The 15,337-nt window shown below is 67.4% G+C and carries 15 protein-coding genes; 11 read left to right on the top strand and 4 right to left on the bottom strand.

Annotation, left to right across the window (positions count from 1 at the left end):
• Positions 1-27 precede the first annotated feature (27 nt).
• Together cobT and LG306_RS04280 are read left to right on the top strand one after the other, a co-directional pair.
• Entirely contained in the window at positions 28-1,911 is a 1,884-nt protein-coding gene (cobT, locus tag LG306_RS04285; RefSeq protein ID WP_404418498.1) for a cobaltochelatase subunit CobT, read from the top strand.
• Positions 1,908-2,882: an esterase-like activity of phytase family protein gene (locus LG306_RS04280; RefSeq protein WP_404418496.1), complete on the top strand. Its 975-nt coding sequence runs from the start codon at positions 1,908-1,910 to the stop codon at positions 2,880-2,882. Before cobT ends, LG306_RS04280 begins: the two co-directional genes overlap by 4 nt.
• A 3-nt stretch (positions 2,883-2,885) precedes the next feature.
• On the opposite strand, the gene LG306_RS04275 is transcribed toward LG306_RS04280, so the two are convergent.
• From LG306_RS04275 to otsB, 3 genes are read right to left on the bottom strand one after another with little or no spacing between them, the layout of a single operon-like run.
• The gene (locus LG306_RS04275; RefSeq protein WP_404418494.1) at positions 2,886-4,298 is read right to left on the bottom strand and encodes a trehalose-6-phosphate synthase; all 1,413 of its coding nucleotides are present in this window, start codon (positions 4,296-4,298) and stop codon (positions 2,886-2,888) included.
• Between the two features lie 42 nt (positions 4,299-4,340).
• Positions 4,341-6,125: a glycoside hydrolase family 15 protein gene (locus tag LG306_RS04270; protein WP_404418492.1), complete on the bottom strand. Its 1,785-nt coding sequence runs from the start codon at positions 6,123-6,125 to the stop codon at positions 4,341-4,343.
• A 4-nt stretch (positions 6,126-6,129) separates the two neighbouring features.
• Positions 6,130-6,888 carry a trehalose-phosphatase gene (otsB, locus tag LG306_RS04265; protein WP_404418490.1) on the bottom strand — a complete coding sequence of 253 codons (759 nt, stop codon included), beginning with the start codon at positions 6,886-6,888 and terminating at the stop codon, positions 6,130-6,132.
• 169 nt (positions 6,889-7,057) lie between these two features.
• Between otsB and LG306_RS04260 the strand changes: the two genes are divergently transcribed.
• The 9 genes from LG306_RS04260 to truA all read left to right on the top strand — a co-directional run bounded on the left by LG306_RS04260 (position 7,058) and on the right by truA (position 14,151).
• Entirely contained in the window at positions 7,058-8,050 is a 993-nt protein-coding gene (locus LG306_RS04260; protein ID WP_404418488.1) for an SIS domain-containing protein, read from the top strand.
• A gap of 1 nt (position 8,051) precedes the next feature.
• Complete coding sequence (locus tag LG306_RS04255; RefSeq protein WP_404418486.1) at positions 8,052-9,335, top strand: glycosyltransferase family 4 protein; 1,284 nt, start codon at positions 8,052-8,054, stop codon at positions 9,333-9,335.
• Between the two features lie 30 nt (positions 9,336-9,365).
• Complete coding sequence (locus LG306_RS04250) at positions 9,366-10,538, top strand: polysaccharide biosynthesis/export family protein (RefSeq protein WP_404418484.1); 1,173 nt, start codon at positions 9,366-9,368, stop codon at positions 10,536-10,538.
• Positions 10,539-10,542: 4 nt separating this feature from the next.
• Positions 10,543-11,091, top strand: coding sequence for a hypothetical protein (locus LG306_RS04245; RefSeq protein ID WP_404418482.1), 549 nt, complete (start codon positions 10,543-10,545; stop codon positions 11,089-11,091).
• A gap of 62 nt (positions 11,092-11,153) precedes the next feature.
• A complete protein-coding gene (locus LG306_RS04240) occupies positions 11,154-11,555 on the top strand; it encodes an acyl-CoA thioesterase (protein ID WP_039243917.1) in 402 nt (133 codons plus the stop codon).
• Positions 11,556-11,612: 57 nt separating this feature from the next.
• Positions 11,613-12,188: a peptide deformylase gene (gene def, locus LG306_RS04235; protein ID WP_404418479.1), complete on the top strand. Its 576-nt coding sequence runs from the start codon at positions 11,613-11,615 to the stop codon at positions 12,186-12,188.
• A complete protein-coding gene (locus LG306_RS04230) occupies positions 12,188-12,466 on the top strand; it encodes a hypothetical protein (protein WP_082854149.1) in 279 nt (92 codons plus the stop codon). The genes def and LG306_RS04230 overlap by 1 nt, the downstream gene beginning before the upstream one ends.
• Positions 12,467-12,484: 18 nt before the next feature.
• On the top strand, positions 12,485-13,408 hold the full coding sequence (fmt, locus tag LG306_RS04225; RefSeq protein WP_404418477.1) for a methionyl-tRNA formyltransferase: 924 nt from the start codon (positions 12,485-12,487) through the stop codon (positions 13,406-13,408).
• Positions 13,408-14,151: a tRNA pseudouridine(38-40) synthase TruA gene (gene truA, locus LG306_RS04220; RefSeq protein ID WP_404418475.1), complete on the top strand. Its 744-nt coding sequence runs from the start codon at positions 13,408-13,410 to the stop codon at positions 14,149-14,151. Before fmt ends, truA begins: the two co-directional genes overlap by 1 nt.
• Before the next feature lie 9 nt (positions 14,152-14,160).
• Here truA and LG306_RS04215 read toward each other — a convergent pair whose 3' ends face one another.
• Complete coding sequence (locus LG306_RS04215) at positions 14,161-15,204, bottom strand: aspartate-semialdehyde dehydrogenase (RefSeq protein ID WP_404418473.1); 1,044 nt, start codon at positions 15,202-15,204, stop codon at positions 14,161-14,163.
• Between the last annotated feature and the right edge of the window lie 133 nt (positions 15,205-15,337).

The raw sequence follows: 15,337 nt of genomic DNA, 5'->3' as shown, positions 1-15,337 counted from the left end.
CAGGCGCGAAGCGATTAACTGAGGGCCATGGCCGCCCCGGATACTCCCGCCGAAACCTTCAAGCGCGCGCTGGGTCATGCCGCGCGGGCGCTGGCCGAGCAGCCGGAGTTGGAGGTGGTGTTCGGGTCCGACGGGCCCAAACTGTCGAACGGCGTCCTGACCCTGCCCCATCCGCCCCGCGATCCGTCCGGGCCCGAGAGCGCGTCCTTGCGCGGCCAGGCCGACCGGCTGGCGCTGCGTCTGGCCAATCACGATGCGACGGTGAACAGCCGGATGCGGCCGGCGGACGCCAAGGCGGCCGAGGTTTTCGACGCGGTCGAACAGGCGCGCGTCGAGGCCTTCGGTTCTGAACATCTGGCCGGGGTGCGCGACAACCTGGGCGCCGCCCTGATCACGCGGCTGGAAAAGACGGGCGCCCTGCGCATCAGCGACGCCGAGCGCGTGCCCGTGTCCGAGGCCGTGGCCCTGCTGGTGCGCGAGCGGCTGACCGGGCGCCCCGCCCCCGACGGCGCCCGGGCCATGCTGGATCTGGTGCGCGCCAACATCGAGGCCAAGGCGGGCGCCAAGCTGGACGCCCTGGCCGGAACGGCGGGCGATCAGGAAGGCTTTGCACTGAAGATGCGCGAGGTGCTGCGCGCGCTGGACCTCGATCCCGGCGACGGGCGCGGCGAAGATACGTCCGAAGATCCCGGCGACGAGGAGCCCGATCCTCAGGACCCTGCGGCTGACGACGATCAGGACGAGGATGAAGAGCAGGACGGCGGCGAAGGCTCCCAGTCGATGGAGGGCGACGCCGACGATCAGTCTTCCGAGCAAGAGCGCGAAAGTCGCCCCGAAGGCGCGCCCGCCGATCCCGACGGCGAAGGCGCCGACGATGGCCCGGAACTTCAGGAAGGCCAGCAGCCGAACCGTCAGCAGACGGCCGACGACGGTCGCGCGGTCGATTTCTACCGCGTCTTCACCACCGCCTTCGACGAGGTGGTGGACGCCGCCGACCTGTGCGACCCGGTCGAGCTGGACCGGCTGCGCGCCCTGCTGGACGGCCAGCTGGCCATCCTGTCCAGCGTCGTGTCGCGCCTGGCCAACAAGCTGCAACGGCGCCTGCTGGCGCAGCAGAACCGCTCCTGGGTCTTCGATCTGGAAGAGGGGATGCTGGACACGGCGCGGCTGACCCGGATCGTCACCGAGCCGACCGCCCCCCTGTCGTTCAAGGCCGAGAGCGAAAGCCCGTTCCGCGATACGGTCGTGACCCTGCTGCTGGACAACTCCGGCTCGATGCGCGGGCGGCCGATCATGGTGGCAGCGGTCTGCGCCGACATCCTGGCGCGAACGCTGGAACGTTGTGGGGTGAAGGTCGAAATTCTGGGCTTCACCACCCGCGCCTGGAAGGGCGGACAAAGTCGCGAGGCCTGGATCACCGCCGGCAAGCCGCAAAATCCGGGCCGCCTGAACGACCTGCGCCACATCATCTACAAGGCCGCCGACGCGCCTTGGCGCCGGGCCAAGAAGAACCTGGGCCTGATGATGCGCGAAGGTCTTCTGAAGGAAAACATCGACGGCGAGGCCCTGCAATGGGCCCACGGTCGCCTGCTGGCCCGCACCGAACAGCGCCGCATCCTGATGGTCATTTCCGACGGTTCGCCGGTCGACGATTCGACCCAGTCGGCGAATGCGGCCCTCTATCTGGACAAGCACCTGCGCCAGGTGATCGCAGAGATCGAGGATCGCTCGCCGGTCGAACTGCTGGCGATCGGCATCGGCCACGACGTGACCCGCTGGTATCGCAAGGCCCTGACCATCGTGGACGTGGAGCAGTTGGCGGGCGCCATGACCGAGAAGCTGGCCGAATTGTTCGAGAACGAGGGGGCGGCGGGTCCCACCCGTCGCGCCAAGCGAAGGCTGGCGGCATGAGCCGTTTCGGCCGGCTGGCCAGTGTCTGGATCGCCCTGTCGCTGTCGGCCTGCGCCGCCTCGCTGGGTGCGCCGCGTCCTTATCCGTTGGCGTCGGACGGCTGGACGCCCCAAGTCGCGGAACTGCGAAGCGTCAGTCTGGGCTTGCCCGGCGGCACGCAGTTGGCTGACGGCGTGACGTTCGCCGGCGGCCTGCAGATCAGCGCCGCCTCGACCTCCCCGCTGCACAGCCTGTCGGACCTGAAACTGACCGGCGACGGCGGCTTCGTCACGGTATCGGACACCGGCGATCTGGTGCGCGGCGACATTCGCCTGGACGCCCGGGGGCGGCTGGTCGGGCTGGATCATTTCCGCTCGCACCGGCTGACGCTTCAGGACGGCGCCGCGATTTCCGACAAGTCGGACGGCGACGCCGAGGGCCTGGCCATCACCCCCTCCGGCGATCTGCTGGTCAGTTTCGAGCGGCGTCACCGGATCTGGAACTACGGCCCGTTGTTGGCGCTGAAGACCCAGCCGACGCCGGTGCGGTCGCCCGACTTCGCCTTCACCGAGAACGATGGGATGGAGGGTCTGGCGACGTCGCCCGGCGGCTGGCGCGTCTCTGGCGAGGCCGGCGGCGTCTGGGATTGCGCGGCGGCGAGATGCACGGTCGTGAGCGCACCGCCTGCAACCCCCTTCCCCGACAGCGAATACCGTATCACCGGCCTGGATCGTGATCCGTCGGGCGCCGGATGGTTCGTGGTCCAGCGCCTGTACCGGGCGCCCATCGATATGCGCGCGCGCGTGCGCCGCATGGCCCCCGACGGGACGCTGGGGCCTGTGCTGATCGAGCTGAAACTGCCCGGCACGACCGACAATTTCGAGGGGATCGCCGCAGAGATGCGAAACGGCAGGACCCGCCTCTACATCCTGTCCGACGACAACTTCAATCCAGCCCAGCGCACCCTGATGCTGGCCTTCGACCTGCGCTAGGCGTCAGGCCGCGCCGGCCCACTGCGTCGGTTGCGAAGTCGATTCATCGGCTTGCAGGGCGCGCACGAAATCATCGCGCCAGATGCCGACATCGGTGGCGCGAACCACATCCATCAAGGCTTCCCATTTCCGGATACGCTCGGCCAGCGGCATGGTCAGCGCCTTCTGGATGGCGTCGGACAGCTCTTCGCGACTGTAGGGATTGACCAGCAGCGCCTCGCCCATCTGTTCGGCCGCGCCTGCGAAGCGCGACAGGATCAGCACGCCGGGATCGTCCGGGTTCTGGGCGCAGACATATTCCTTGGCCACCAGGTTCATGCCGTCACGCAACGGCGTCACCAGACCGACCCGCGCCGCGCGGTAGATGCCCGCCAGCTGATCCCGGCGATAGGTGCGGTTCAGATAACGGATCGGCTGCCAGTCCATGTCGGCGAAGGCGCCGTTGATCCGTCCCGCCAGGGCGTCCAGCCGCGAACGAATGTCCTGATAGCTGTCCACGTCGTCGCGCGAGATGGGGGTGACCTGCAGCAGGAAGACCTCGCCCCGCATCGAGGCGTTGTCTTGCAGGAACTGTTCGTAACCCAGCAGCCGCTCTTCAAGCCCCTTGGAATAGTCCAGCCGATCCACGCCCACCATCATAGAGCGGAACGCCGAGGACGCCGCCATCCGGTCATAGGTCCGCGCCCCCAGCGCCGAATCTCGCGCCGCCAGGAAGCCGTCCACGTCGATGCCGATGGGGAAGACGCCGGTCTGGACCTTGCGACCGAAACACTCCAGCCCGCCGGTCCCGTCCAAGTCGCCCTGAGCCTCGGACACCACATAGTCGGTGAACAGATCGCTCCATTCCTGGGTATGGAAGCCGATCAGGTCGAAATCGAACATTGATTCCACCAGCCGCCGGTGATGCGGCAGGGTCACCAGCAACTGCCGCGCTGGCCAGGGCGTGTGCAGGAAGAAGCCGATCCGGTTGCGCACACCCAGGCGGCGCAGATCCCGCGCCATCGGGATCATGTGATAATCGTGGATCCAGATCATGTCGTCGGGCTGGATCAACGGCGCCAGCGCCTCGGCAAAGCGCCGGTTCACCCGCTCATAGCCCTCGCCGTAGGAACGCTCGTATTGGGCCAGGTCGATGCGGTGGTGGAATAGCGGCCACAGCGTTTTGTTGGCATAGCCGTTGTAGTATTCGTCGACGTCCTGCCCCTCCAGGTCGACGAGCCCCACGGTGACGCCGGCCCGGTCCTCGATCTTCACCTCGCCGGTGTAGTGATCGACCCGCTCGCCCGACCAACCGAACCACAGGCCGTCGTATTTTCGCAGAGCGGCGGACAGTGCCATCGCCAAGCCGCCGGCCGACCCGGCGGCGGGATCGGTCGGGGCCGAAACCCGGTTCGAAACAACGATCAGGCGGCTCATAACTTCACTTTACACAGCGACCCCAGCCCCGGGATCCAGACATTAACGCACATCGGTCCACGAACGGCTCAACAGCACGGCGCAATTGATGATGCCGACCAAGGAATAGGTCTGCGGATAGTTGCCCCACAGTTCGCCATCGTCGATCGAGATGTCCTCGCTCAACAGCCCTGCGGCCGTTCGCCGGCTCAGCATCTCCTGGAAGATGGTGCGGGCTTCCTCGATGCGGCCGTTCTGGTGCAGGGCCTCGATGAACCAGAAGGTGCAGAAGTTGAAGGCAGTCTCCGGCTCGCCGAAGTCGTCCGGCTCGACATAGCGGAACAGGTGGCTGCCCTTCTTCAGGTCGCGCTCGATGGCGTCGAAGGTGGCGACCTGACGCGGATCGTGGGCGTCGAGGAAACCCAGATCGGTCATCTGCAGCAGGGAGGCATCCAACTCGCGGCCGCCGAAGCTGGCGGCGAACCGGCCCTCGTCGGGCAGATAGGCCTCCGCCTCGATCCGCTGACGGATGATTTGCGCCCGCTCACGCCAGAAGACGGCCCGCTCCGGCAGATTCAGATGGTCGGCCGCCTTGGCCAGACGATCGCAGGCGGCCCAGCACATGACGGACGAATAGGTGTGCACCCGCGCGATTGTGCGGAACTCCCAAAGGCCTGCGTCGGTCTGATCGTGCATGGCGAAGGCCCGCTCGCCGATCGCCTCCAGCGCGTGGAAATCCTCCAGCGTGCCCGGACGCAGGAGACGTGCGTCATAGAAGGCCTGAACCAGAGGCAGCACGATCTGTCCGTAGACGTCGTGTTGCAGATGTTCGTGCGCCTGATTGCCGATCCGCACCGGCTTCATGCCGCGATAGCCCTCGACACTGTCGATGATGCTCTCGCCGATGCCGGGCTCCAGACCCACGCCATAGACCGGCTGAACATGGCCGCCGGCGGAATCGTCGACCAGGTTTCTCAGATAGACGAGATAGTTCTCGAGGATGTCGACCGCGCCCAACCGGTTCAGCGCCCGCACCGTGTAATAGGCGTCCCGGATCCAGCAGTAGCGATAGTCCCAGTTGCGCCCGCTCTCCTTGAACTCGGGCACCGAGGTCGTCATGGCGGCGACGATAGCGCCGGTCTCCTCATAGGCGCACAGCTTCAGCGTGATGGCCGCGCGGATCACCGCCTCCTGATAGTCGAGCGGCAGATAGAGTTTGCGCACCCAGTCCTGCCAATAGGCGACCGTGCGATCCAGCGCGCCCTGCACGCCGTGGCCGACATCCTGGTCGTAGCCCTCGTCCGGACCCAGGAAGAAGGCATGCGATCGCTCCAGCCGGAACACGCGCTCCTCCAGCACATGCGACACGGGACAATCGGTCGTCAGGCGGAAGGTGACGTCGGCGCACATATAGCGGATGTGGTTAGATCCCGAGGTGTGCGGCGCCGGGCGCGCGCCCCAGTCCGTCGAGGGCCGCAACCGCACACGGATGCGCGGCGTGCCCGACAGTGGTCGTATGATGCGGGCGAAGGCCAGCGGGCGATAGGTGCGCGAGTGCTTCGGATGGCGCGGTGCGAAGTCGATGATCTCGGCTGACGATCCGTCCTCGGCCGTTATCACCGTTCGCAGAACCGGCGTGTTGCGGACATAGGCCTGATCGATCGACTTCACGTCCTCCATCTCGATGGCCCAGAAGCCATGCTCAGGCTCCATGCCGTCCATCAGGGCAGAAAAGACCGGGTCGCCGTCCACGCGCGGCGCGCAGGCCCAGACGAAACGCCCCTGGCGGTCGATCAGGGCGCAGACGCCGCAGTTGCCGATGGGAAACAAATCCAGATTGGGCTTCATCGGTTCAGGCCTTCGCTACGGCTTCAAGCCAGGTGAGCACAGCATCCACATCGTCCAGCCGATATCGCGCCGCCGTCTCGCGCTCGGGTCCAACCAGCACGCCATATCCGCCCAGCGCCGCCGCCGCCTCGAACCCGTATTCATCAGTCAGATCGTCACCCAGCATAACCGGGACTGCGCCCTTGAACGGCGCCTCCTGCATGAAGGCCGTGACGGCCGTACCCTTGTCCGCGCCGGGCGTCTTTAGCTCCAGCACCATATGACCAGGTTGGAGCGTCAATCCCGTTTCGGCCTGCAGCTCGGCGGCCAGTCCCTTGGCGGCCCCGGCTTCATCCGGCGCCTGACGATAGTGCAGGCCGACCGAGACGCCCTTGTCCTCAACGATCACGCCAGGTCGATCGGCGGCGAACGCCTCGAACGCGTCCAGCGCCTGGGCGACGCCGGCGTCGGGCGTCTTGCGTTCAATGGAGCCGTCCTTCAGACGCCGCTCCAGGCCATGTACGCCGGAGCCGGACACCAGGGCATGATCGGAAATGCGGTCGATCTCGGCGATGGTGCGGCCGCTGACGATGGCGACGCGGCCCGCAAGTCGCGCCTCGATCGCCTTCAACGCCGCCGTTCGGCGCGCAGTCGGCACGACGGCGTCCGGAGTGGGGGCCATCGGCGCCAGTACGCCGTCCATGTCCAGGAACAGCGCGATCCCGTCGGCGACGACGGGCGGAGATGGGAGCAATAGCGAGGCGGCTCCGGCGTGAGACGGCATGGACGATCAAACTCTTTGTTTTAGTTCCCCGATCGACGTAACGCGCCAAAGCGGCAAAGGTTGACCAGAAACCGACAAAGTCGTCTGAAAGGGAGGCGGCGCGCGAAACGTCCTTGCGGCGGATCACGCCCGACAAAAAAGGAGAGCCCGGTTGCGGGCCAAGGAAACAATGACCGAGATCGCTCACTCGACCCCCGACGACATCGCCGCGATGACAGACCGCGCCCGTGAGGTCGTGCGCCTGAACATCGAGGCGCTGGAGGCGCTGGAACGCTCGATCGACGTGTCGCTGGCGCGCGCGGTCGATGTCATCATGAGCCGGCCGGGCTATGTCGTCGTCACCGGCATGGGCAAGTCGGGCCATATCGGCGGCAAGATCGCCGCCACGCTGGCCTCGACCGGCACCAACGCCTTCTTCGTCCACCCGGCCGAGATGAGTCACGGCGATCTGGGGATGCTGCGTCCCGACGTGACGGTGCTGGCCATCTCCAACTCGGGCGAGAGCCGCGAACTACGTGATCCGCTGATCTATTGCCAACGCAACGGCATTCCCGTCATCGCCATCACCCAGCGGCCCGCCAGCTTCCTGGGGCGCAACGCAGCGGTCTGCCTGACCATGCCCAAGGTCGCCGAGGCCTGCCCCAACGGCTTGGCGCCCACCACCTCGACCCTGATGACCCTGGCTCTGGGCGATGCGCTCGCCATGGTGCTGATGGATCGCCGCGAGTTCACGGCCATGGACTTCGGCCTGCACCACCCCGGCGGCGCCCTGGGCATGAGCTTGCAAAGCGTGCGCGAATGGATGGGCGACAACGCCGCCGTCCCGGCCAGCGTGCCGTTGAACGCCAGCTTCGGCGACGTGGTCTCAGCCATCACCGAAGGCCGAAAGGGCGCGGTGGCCGTCCTGGACGCCGATGGCGCGCTCGCAGGCATCGTCACGGACGGCGACTTGCGCCGGGCCTTCCAGCGCGACACCACCCATCTGACGGCGGCCGATATCATGGGCGCCAATCCAATCACCGTGGACCCGGATGCGCGCATGAGCGATGTCGTCGATCTTTTGACCGCCAACAAGATCGCCAATCTGTTCGTGGTCGAGGACGGCAAGCCCACGGCCATCGTCCATATCGCCGAACTGATGCAGGCCGGCTACGTCGCCTAGTATGCGCATTCTCTACGACGCCAGCCGGCTGATGAGCCGGGCCGAACGGTCGGCGCCGACGGGCGTGGACCGGGTATGTCTCGCCTACGCCGAATGGCTGCTGGCCTCACCTGATATCACGACAATCCCGGTACGTGGCCGCAAGAGCCGGCTGGTCGCCGTCGAGATCGGCTGGTTCCGGCGGTTCGTGGCCGATCTGCGCGCCAAATGGAACGGCACCGCCAGCACGGCGGCCGGTCTGGCGCACGAGCAGCGGCTGCTCGCCGCCCTGACTGCGGAACAACGGCCGGCCGCCTCGGTGTTATCCGCACCTCCTGTCGCGGATAAGGAAAAGCCCGCCGACAAGACGCGGGTGTTCAAGCAGTTCTTCCGCTCCCGCCATGTCGCCCCGCTCCCGCAGGCTGATCTATATCTGACCGTTGGTCACACCACCCTGCATGAGCCGGCGGCGCTGGAAGATCTGAAGGCCGCCGGGATCGAGCGCGTCGTCCTGTTGCACGATCTGATCCCCGTCACCCACCCTGAATTCTGCCGACCCGGCGACGGCGACAAACACCATGCGCGGGTCTCAAACACCCTCCGTCTAGCCAGCCGGATCATCGTCAACTCCGCCTACACCGGCGATGAACTCCGCGCCTTCGCGGAGCGCGAGGGCCTGCCTCTGCCGCCGGTCCACGTCGCCCACCTGGGGCTGGAGCCGGCCTTCGTCGCCGGCGACGCAATTGAGGCGCCGCGTCCCTATTTCGTCCACGTCGGCACGATCGAGGCACGCAAGAACCTGGCTCTGCTGCTGACGCTATGGCGGCGACTGGATGAACGGATGGGCGATCAGACGCCGTCCCTGGTGCTGATTGGCCGCTACGGCTGGGAGAATGAGGCGGTGCTGGACCATCTGCAACGCTCGCCAAATCTGCAAGGGGTCGTCCATCAAGCCTCCAACCTGTCCGACGTCATGCTGGCGCGGTTGATGCGCGGGGCGCGCGCCGTGCTTGCCCCATCTTCCGTGGAAGGGTTCGATCTTCCCGCCGTTGAGGCCTGCGCCATGGGCCTGTCGCTGATCGCTTCCGACATCCCGCCGCACCGCGAGTTGACGCCAAACGCCGAACTGATCGATCCGCTCGATGGCCTAGGCTGGCTGGCCGCCATCGAGCGCGCGACCGAGGCGGCGCCGAACCCGTCGCCCTCTTATCATGCTCCGTCCTGGACTGAGCATTTCCGCATCGTCGCCGACGCCATCGGCCTTCAGCCCGTTTCGCCACTGGCGAGCGCGGTCAAAGGCTTGTAATCAATCCGCGAACGAGGGCTTTCCAGCTTCATGACGCGCACCATTCTGCCGCTTGCCATTGTCGCCATTCTCGGCGGCTGTTCCACGCTCCCGCGCGACGGGCCCTCGGGCGCCTCTGTGAACGCCGGGGCCACGACCGCGTCGGCCTTGGGCAGCTACGCCCTCGTTCCGCTGACGTTCGAGGCGACTGAGCGGATGAAGCAGGTCCCGCCGCAGTTCTTCGGCAGCCTGGTTGCTGGATCCAGCGACCAACCCGCAGACGTGATCGGCGAAGGCGACACCTTGGCGATCTCGATCTTCGATCCCTCGGGGTCCCTGTTCGGTGGATCGCTTGGCTCCGGCTCGTCGTCGAGCCGCACGAGCACGACGTTGTCGGGCGGCAACCAGGCCCTTCCCGGCGCTACCGTTGATCGCAGCGGCTCAGTGACTATTCCTTTCGGCGGGCAGGTCCGTGTTCAGGGTCTGACCTCGACCCAGGCGGCGTCGGCCATCCGGCGCGCCCTGGTCGGCAAGGTCGCCAATCCGCAGGTGCTGGTGTCCATCGCCGGCAACGCCTCCAACACGGTCAATGTGCTGGGCGACGTGCGCCAGCCGGGTCGTGCGCCGCTGGGCGTCAACAGCGACCGCATCCTGGACGTCATCGCCGCGGCCGGCGGCTCTGCCCGCACCACCGACGATCTGACCATCTCGATCCAGCGCGAGGGCCGCACCTATACCGCGCCCCTGTCGGCGGTGACGACCGAGTTCGGCGAGAACGTGCGTCTGCAGCGCGGCGACGTCGTCAATGTTCAGTACAAACCCCGTCGTTTCTCGACCTTCGGCGGCCTGAACGCCGTGGCCCAAGTCGACATGCCGGCTGGTCCCGTGACCCTGACCGGCGCCCTGTCCAAGGTCGGCGGGCTGAACACCAACACGGCCAATGCGCGTCGCGTTCTGATCTTCCGCTTCGAACGTCCCGAGGTGGCCCAAGCGCTGGGCATCAACCAGCCGGCCACCCCGCGTGGCGTGCCGGTCGTCTACGAACTGGACTTCAGCGACGCCGCCAATGTCTTCGCCGCCACGAACATGGAAGTGATGCCCGAGGACGTGATCTATGTGCCCCTGGCCGGCGCTGCCGAGATGCGCAAATTCTTCGAGGTCGTTCAGAGCCTGACCCGCGTCGTCTACGACGTGTCGGTGACCAGCACGCTCAACAACAACTGACGTCATGGCCAGACGGCGGGCGCTGCTTTCGGGACTGTTTTCGCGCAAGTCCCCGGCTGCGCCCGCCGACGACACGATCGACCCGTTCGAGCGGCCGACCGAGCTTGAGCCGGAAGAACCTGACGCCTTGAGCCTGGCCTTGGCCGAAATCGAAGCCGGGGCGCTGGAGATCTATGCCCAGGCCGGCCTGCCCACCCAGCCGGGCCACTATCGTCGCGATCCCGAAACGGCGGACTGGATTTTCATGGCCCGCCAGATCGAGCCGTCCGAACGCTTCGCCCTAGCCCTGCGCTATCCGCCCGAACAGGGTTGGCGCTTCGCCCGGCTGCAGGATTTGGGCGCGCGGTCCGACCGCGAGGATGTTCAGGCCGCTGCGCGCCTCTTGGCCGATGTCGCGACCTTGCGGGCGTCTCGACGCGCCGTGCTGACACAGGATCACCTGATGACCGCCATGGAGCTGGGCGCCGCCTGGCGCGCCTTGCGCGATGCGCAGGCTTTTCGCACATCCCGCCTGACCCTGTCCGTGCCGGAGTCCACACGTCCCAAGCGCTGAAGGGCGACAAGCCGCCGAAGCCGCGCTAGAGAGCCCGCCTCCCCGAACTGCAGGCTGCTTCTATGTCCGACGCCCCCGAATATCCACCCGAAGATCAGCCCGTCGGTCGCATCATCGCCATGCCCGCCGATACCAACCCCGAGGGTGACATCTTCGGCGGCTGGCTGCTGGCGCAGATGGACCTCGCGGGCGCGACCCCGGCGTTCGAACTGGCGTGCGGGCGCTGCGCGACCGTGGCGCTGGACGGCATGGTCTTTCACCAGCCGGTCTCGGTCGGCGACGAGGTCAGCATCTACGCCCACGTGATCGGCTCGGGCCGCACCTCCATCCGCGTCCAGGTCGAGGCGTGGAAGCGGGCGCGGGGCCAGCCCCAGGCCGCGTCGGTGCGCGTGACCCAGGGCGTCTTCACCTATGTCGCCATCGACGAAAACCGCAAACCCCGCCCTCTGCCCGGCAAGGCGTAAAGCGCGGCAAGAGGCGCAAATCTTGACCTTGCGCCGGGGCGGGCCTACCTCCCGGCCATGGCCATTCGACGCATCCTCACCATCGACAACGCCGCCGACCTGGCGATCCTGAAGCAGGTGTCCAAACCCGTCGCGGCCGTGGACGACGCCGTCCGCGCCCTGATGGATGACATGCTGGAGACGATGTACGACGCGCCGGGCATCGGCCTGGCCGCCGTGCAGATCGGCGCCCTGGACCGCTTGATCGTCATGGACCTGGGCGACAAGGACGGCGTGGTCTGCGAGACCGAGGAAGAGGCGGCCGAGAACGCCGAGGCCCGCAAGAACCCGCGTTTCTTCGCCAACCCGGAAATCCTGTGGACCTCGGACGAGCTCTACACCTACGAGGAAGGCTGCCTGTCGATCCCCGAGTATTTCGACAAGGTGGAACGCCCCGCCCGTGTCCGCATTCGCTATCTGAACCGTGACGGTCAGTCGGTGGAGGAAGAGGCCGAAGGCCTCTATGCCGTCTGCATCCAGCACGAGATGGACCACCTTAACGGCGTGCTATTCATCGACCATCTGTCGCGTCTCAAGCGGGACCGCGCCGTGACCAAGGTCAAGAAGGCCGCCCGCGACAGGATCGCCGCCTGATGACCAAGATCGTCCGCCCCGAACGTATCGAACGCGCTGCGCGCCGGATCGCCCCGTCCATCCCGCGCGGCCGCTCGCTGATCATCGACTCCTCGGGCCGTCGTCGCCTGACGCGCAGCCAGAAGGTCGGCGTCGCCGGCGTCGCGACCCTGGCCGGCGTGGCCTTGCTGGGCGTCGTGGCCGGCCTGCTGCTGGATCGCCTGCTCGATTTCGACGATGCGCTGGACGCAGGCGGCGAATGGGACGAGGGCGGCGGCGTCTTCACCCGCTGGCAGTAAACCTCTAAAGGCGTGCCCATGCGCCTTGCCTTCATGGGAACTCCCGACTTCGCCGTGCCGTCCCTGGCCGAGCTGATCGCCTCGGGTCACGAGATCGTCGCCGTCTATTCACAGCCGCCTCGCCCTAAAGGCCGGGGCCAGAAGCTGACGCCTTCGCCCGTCCACGCCTTCGCCGAGACCATGGGCCTGCCCGTCTTCACGCCCGAATGCCTGAAAGACGCCGAGGCGATCGATACCTTCAGAAGCCTGGATCTTGATGCGGCCTGCGTCGTCGCCTACGGCCAGATTCTGAAGACCGAGGTGCTCGAGGCGCCACGCCTGGGTTGTCTGAACCTGCATGGCTCGCTGCTGCCGCGCTGGCGCGGGGCCGCCCCGATCCAGCGGGCCATCATGGCCGGGGACAAGCAGACCGGCGTCCAGATCATGCAGATGAGCCTGGGTCTGGACGAAGGCCCCATCCTGCTCAGCGAACTGATGGACATTCTGCCCGACGACACGGCCGCCAGCCTGTCCGAACGGATGGCCCATGTCGGCGCGGGCCTGTGGCCCCGCGCGCTGGCCGCCATCGACCGGGGCGGGGTCACGCCGTCCGAGCAGGTCGGAGAGCCGACCTACGCCAAGAAGATCACCCCGGCCGAGGCCCGGATCGACTGGAGCCGCCCCGCCGCCGAGGTGGACGCCCATATCCGAGGCCTCTCGCCCTTCCCCGGCGCCTGGTTCGAGGCCGCGTCAGACGCCGGACCCGTGCGGATCAAGGCGCTGCTGTCGGGTCTGGCGGACGGATCGGGCGCGCCCGGAACCGTGCTGGATGACGCCCTGACCGTGGCCTGTGGCGACGGCGCCGTGCGTCTGATCCGCGTTCAGCGCGAAGGCAAGGCGGCGCAATCGGCCGAGGAGATGCTACGCGGCTTTCCGCTGCCGGCCGGGACCGTGCTCGGCTGATGCCGCGCTATAAGCTGACGATCGAATACGACGGTACGGCCTACAACGGCTTCCAGGCCCAGGACGGCCAGCCGACAGTGCAGGGTGCGCTTGAGGCGGCGATCCACGCCTTTTCCGGCGAGCGGATTCGCATCGCCGCCGCCGGCCGCACCGACACCGGGGTCCATGCGACGGCCCAGGTCATCCATGCCGATCTGGGCCGCGACTGGCCCGTCGATACGGTGCTGAACGCCCTGAACGCGCACCTGGTGCGCCAGGACGTCTGCGTCCTGGCGGCCGAATATGCGCCCGATCCCGACTGGCACGCGCGGTTCTCAGCGACCGGCCGGGGCTATCTCTACCGAATCCTGAACCGCCGCCCCCAGCCGGTGCTGGAGCGGGACCGGGTCTGGCACGTCAAGAAGACCCTGGACGCCGAGGCCATGCACCACGCGGCCCAGGTGCTGGTCGGCCACCATGACTTCACCACCTTCCGCGACGTCGGCTGTCAGTCCAAATCGCCGGTCAAATCGCTGGACGTGGCCCGCGTATCCCGCTTCGGCGAGGAGGTGCATCTGGTGTTTCAGGCGCGCAGCTTCCTGCACCGCCAGGTCCGGTCCATGGCTGGCACACTTGTCGAGGTGGGGCTGGGTCGCTGGAGCGCCCACGACGTCAAGGCCGCGTTGGAGGCGAAGGACCGCGCGCGGTGCGGTCCCGTCGCCCCCGCGACCGGGCTCTATCTCAGCGGCGTGCGCTACGACTGACCTCGCCAGTCAGCCGCGCTGCTGGACCAGCACCTCGGCGATCTGGACGGCGTTCAAGGCCGCGCCCTTCCTCAGATTGTCGTTCGAGACGAATAGGGCGAGACCATGCTCGACCGTCGAATCGGGCCGCACGCGCCCGACGAAGACCGGGTCCTGACCCGACGCCTCCAGCGGATTCGGCACGGCCGTCACCACCACGCCGGGCGCCTGGGCCAGCAGGTCCAGCGCCTGAGCCGCCGACAGCGCGCGCTCGAACTCGGCGTTGATCGACAGGGAGTGGCCGGTGAAGACCGGCACCCGCACGCAGGTGCCCGAGACCGGCAGGCCGGGGATCTCCAGGATCTTTCGGCTCTCGTCGCGCAGCTTCAGCTCCTCGTCGGTATAGCCGTCTTCGCCCAGCGCATAGTTCAGGGCCACGACGTTCGCGGCGATCGGCACGACCCACTTCTCTGGCGCGCCGAAGTCCACGGCCCCGCCGTCGTGGGCCAGGGCCGCGCCCCGCCCCACGGTCGCGCGCGACTGGTCCTCCAGCACGCGAATGCCCTCGATCCCGCCGCCCGAGACGGCCTGATAGGTCGAGACCGTCAGACGCTTCAGCCCCGCCGCGTCGTGCAGGGGCTTCAAAACCGGCATCGCAGCCATGGTGGTGCAGTTGGGGTTGGCGATGATCCCCTTGGGCAGGTTGACCAAAGCGTGCGGGTTCACCTCGGCGACCACCAGGGGCACCTGGGGGTCAGACCGCCAGGCCGAGGAATTGTCGATCACCACCGCCCCGGCCGCCGCCACCTTGGGCGCCAGGGCCTTGGACGTCTCGCCGCCGGCCGAGAAGAAGACGATGTCCAGACCAGCGTAGTCCGCGCTCGCCGCATCCTCGACCACGATGTCGGTCTCACCGAAGCGGATGGTCTTGCCCGCCGACCGGGCCGAGGCGAACAGGCGCAGCGAGGCCAGCGGGAAGTCCCGCTCGGCCAGCAGGCCGCGCATCATCTCGCCGACCAGGCCGGTGGCGCCGACGATACCCACGTGGGGCGGGTTGGACGGGGAAAAGGACATTCAGGCGTCTCCTGTGAAGGGTGGAGGCGCGGGGTTCAGCCGGATCGACCGCCCCGCGCATCGGCGGGGCTTGGGATCGGGGTTGTCGCTAGACCGTGCGCGCACCCGAAACCGCCCCGCCAAAGCCGGTGGT

Origin of the sequence: Brevundimonas vesicularis (assembly GCF_044807075.1) — a bacterium.
GTDB lineage: Bacteria > Pseudomonadota > Alphaproteobacteria > Caulobacterales > Caulobacteraceae > Brevundimonas > Brevundimonas vesicularis_G.
Note: the sequence above shows the minus strand (reverse complement) of the source record. Positions and strands in the feature narration are given on the sequence as shown.

What these genes read in the sequence shown, in the direction of transcription:
- LG306_RS04240 (WP_039243917.1), top strand. Translation starts at nt 11,154, where the DNA reads ATGTCCGACGCCCCCGAATATCCACCCGAAGATCAGCCCGTCGGTCGC.
- LG306_RS04260 (WP_404418488.1), top strand. Translation starts at nt 7,058, where the DNA reads ATGACCGAGATCGCTCACTCGACCCCCGACGACATCGCCGCGATGACA.
- LG306_RS04255 (WP_404418486.1), top strand. Translation starts at nt 8,052, where the DNA reads ATGCGCATTCTCTACGACGCCAGCCGGCTGATGAGCCGGGCCGAACGG.
- LG306_RS04245 (WP_404418482.1), top strand. Translation starts at nt 10,543, where the DNA reads ATGGCCAGACGGCGGGCGCTGCTTTCGGGACTGTTTTCGCGCAAGTCC.
- LG306_RS04275 (WP_404418494.1), bottom strand. Translation starts at nt 4,298, where the DNA reads ATGAGCCGCCTGATCGTTGTTTCGAACCGGGTTTCGGCCCCGACCGAT.
- LG306_RS04215 (WP_404418473.1), bottom strand. Translation starts at nt 15,204, where the DNA reads ATGTCCTTTTCCCCGTCCAACCCGCCCCACGTGGGTATCGTCGGCGCC.
- LG306_RS04270 (WP_404418492.1), bottom strand. Translation starts at nt 6,125, where the DNA reads ATGAAGCCCAATCTGGATTTGTTTCCCATCGGCAACTGCGGCGTCTGC.
- LG306_RS04230 (WP_082854149.1), top strand. Translation starts at nt 12,188, where the DNA reads ATGACCAAGATCGTCCGCCCCGAACGTATCGAACGCGCTGCGCGCCGG.
- otsB (WP_404418490.1), bottom strand. Translation starts at nt 6,888, where the DNA reads ATGCCGTCTCACGCCGGAGCCGCCTCGCTATTGCTCCCATCTCCGCCC.
- def (WP_404418479.1), top strand. Translation starts at nt 11,613, where the DNA reads ATGGCCATTCGACGCATCCTCACCATCGACAACGCCGCCGACCTGGCG.
- fmt (WP_404418477.1), top strand. Translation starts at nt 12,485, where the DNA reads ATGCGCCTTGCCTTCATGGGAACTCCCGACTTCGCCGTGCCGTCCCTG.
- LG306_RS04280 (WP_404418496.1), top strand. Translation starts at nt 1,908, where the DNA reads ATGAGCCGTTTCGGCCGGCTGGCCAGTGTCTGGATCGCCCTGTCGCTG.
- cobT (WP_404418498.1), top strand. Translation starts at nt 28, where the DNA reads ATGGCCGCCCCGGATACTCCCGCCGAAACCTTCAAGCGCGCGCTGGGT.
- truA (WP_404418475.1), top strand. Translation starts at nt 13,408, where the DNA reads ATGCCGCGCTATAAGCTGACGATCGAATACGACGGTACGGCCTACAAC.
- LG306_RS04250 (WP_404418484.1), top strand. Translation starts at nt 9,366, where the DNA reads ATGACGCGCACCATTCTGCCGCTTGCCATTGTCGCCATTCTCGGCGGC.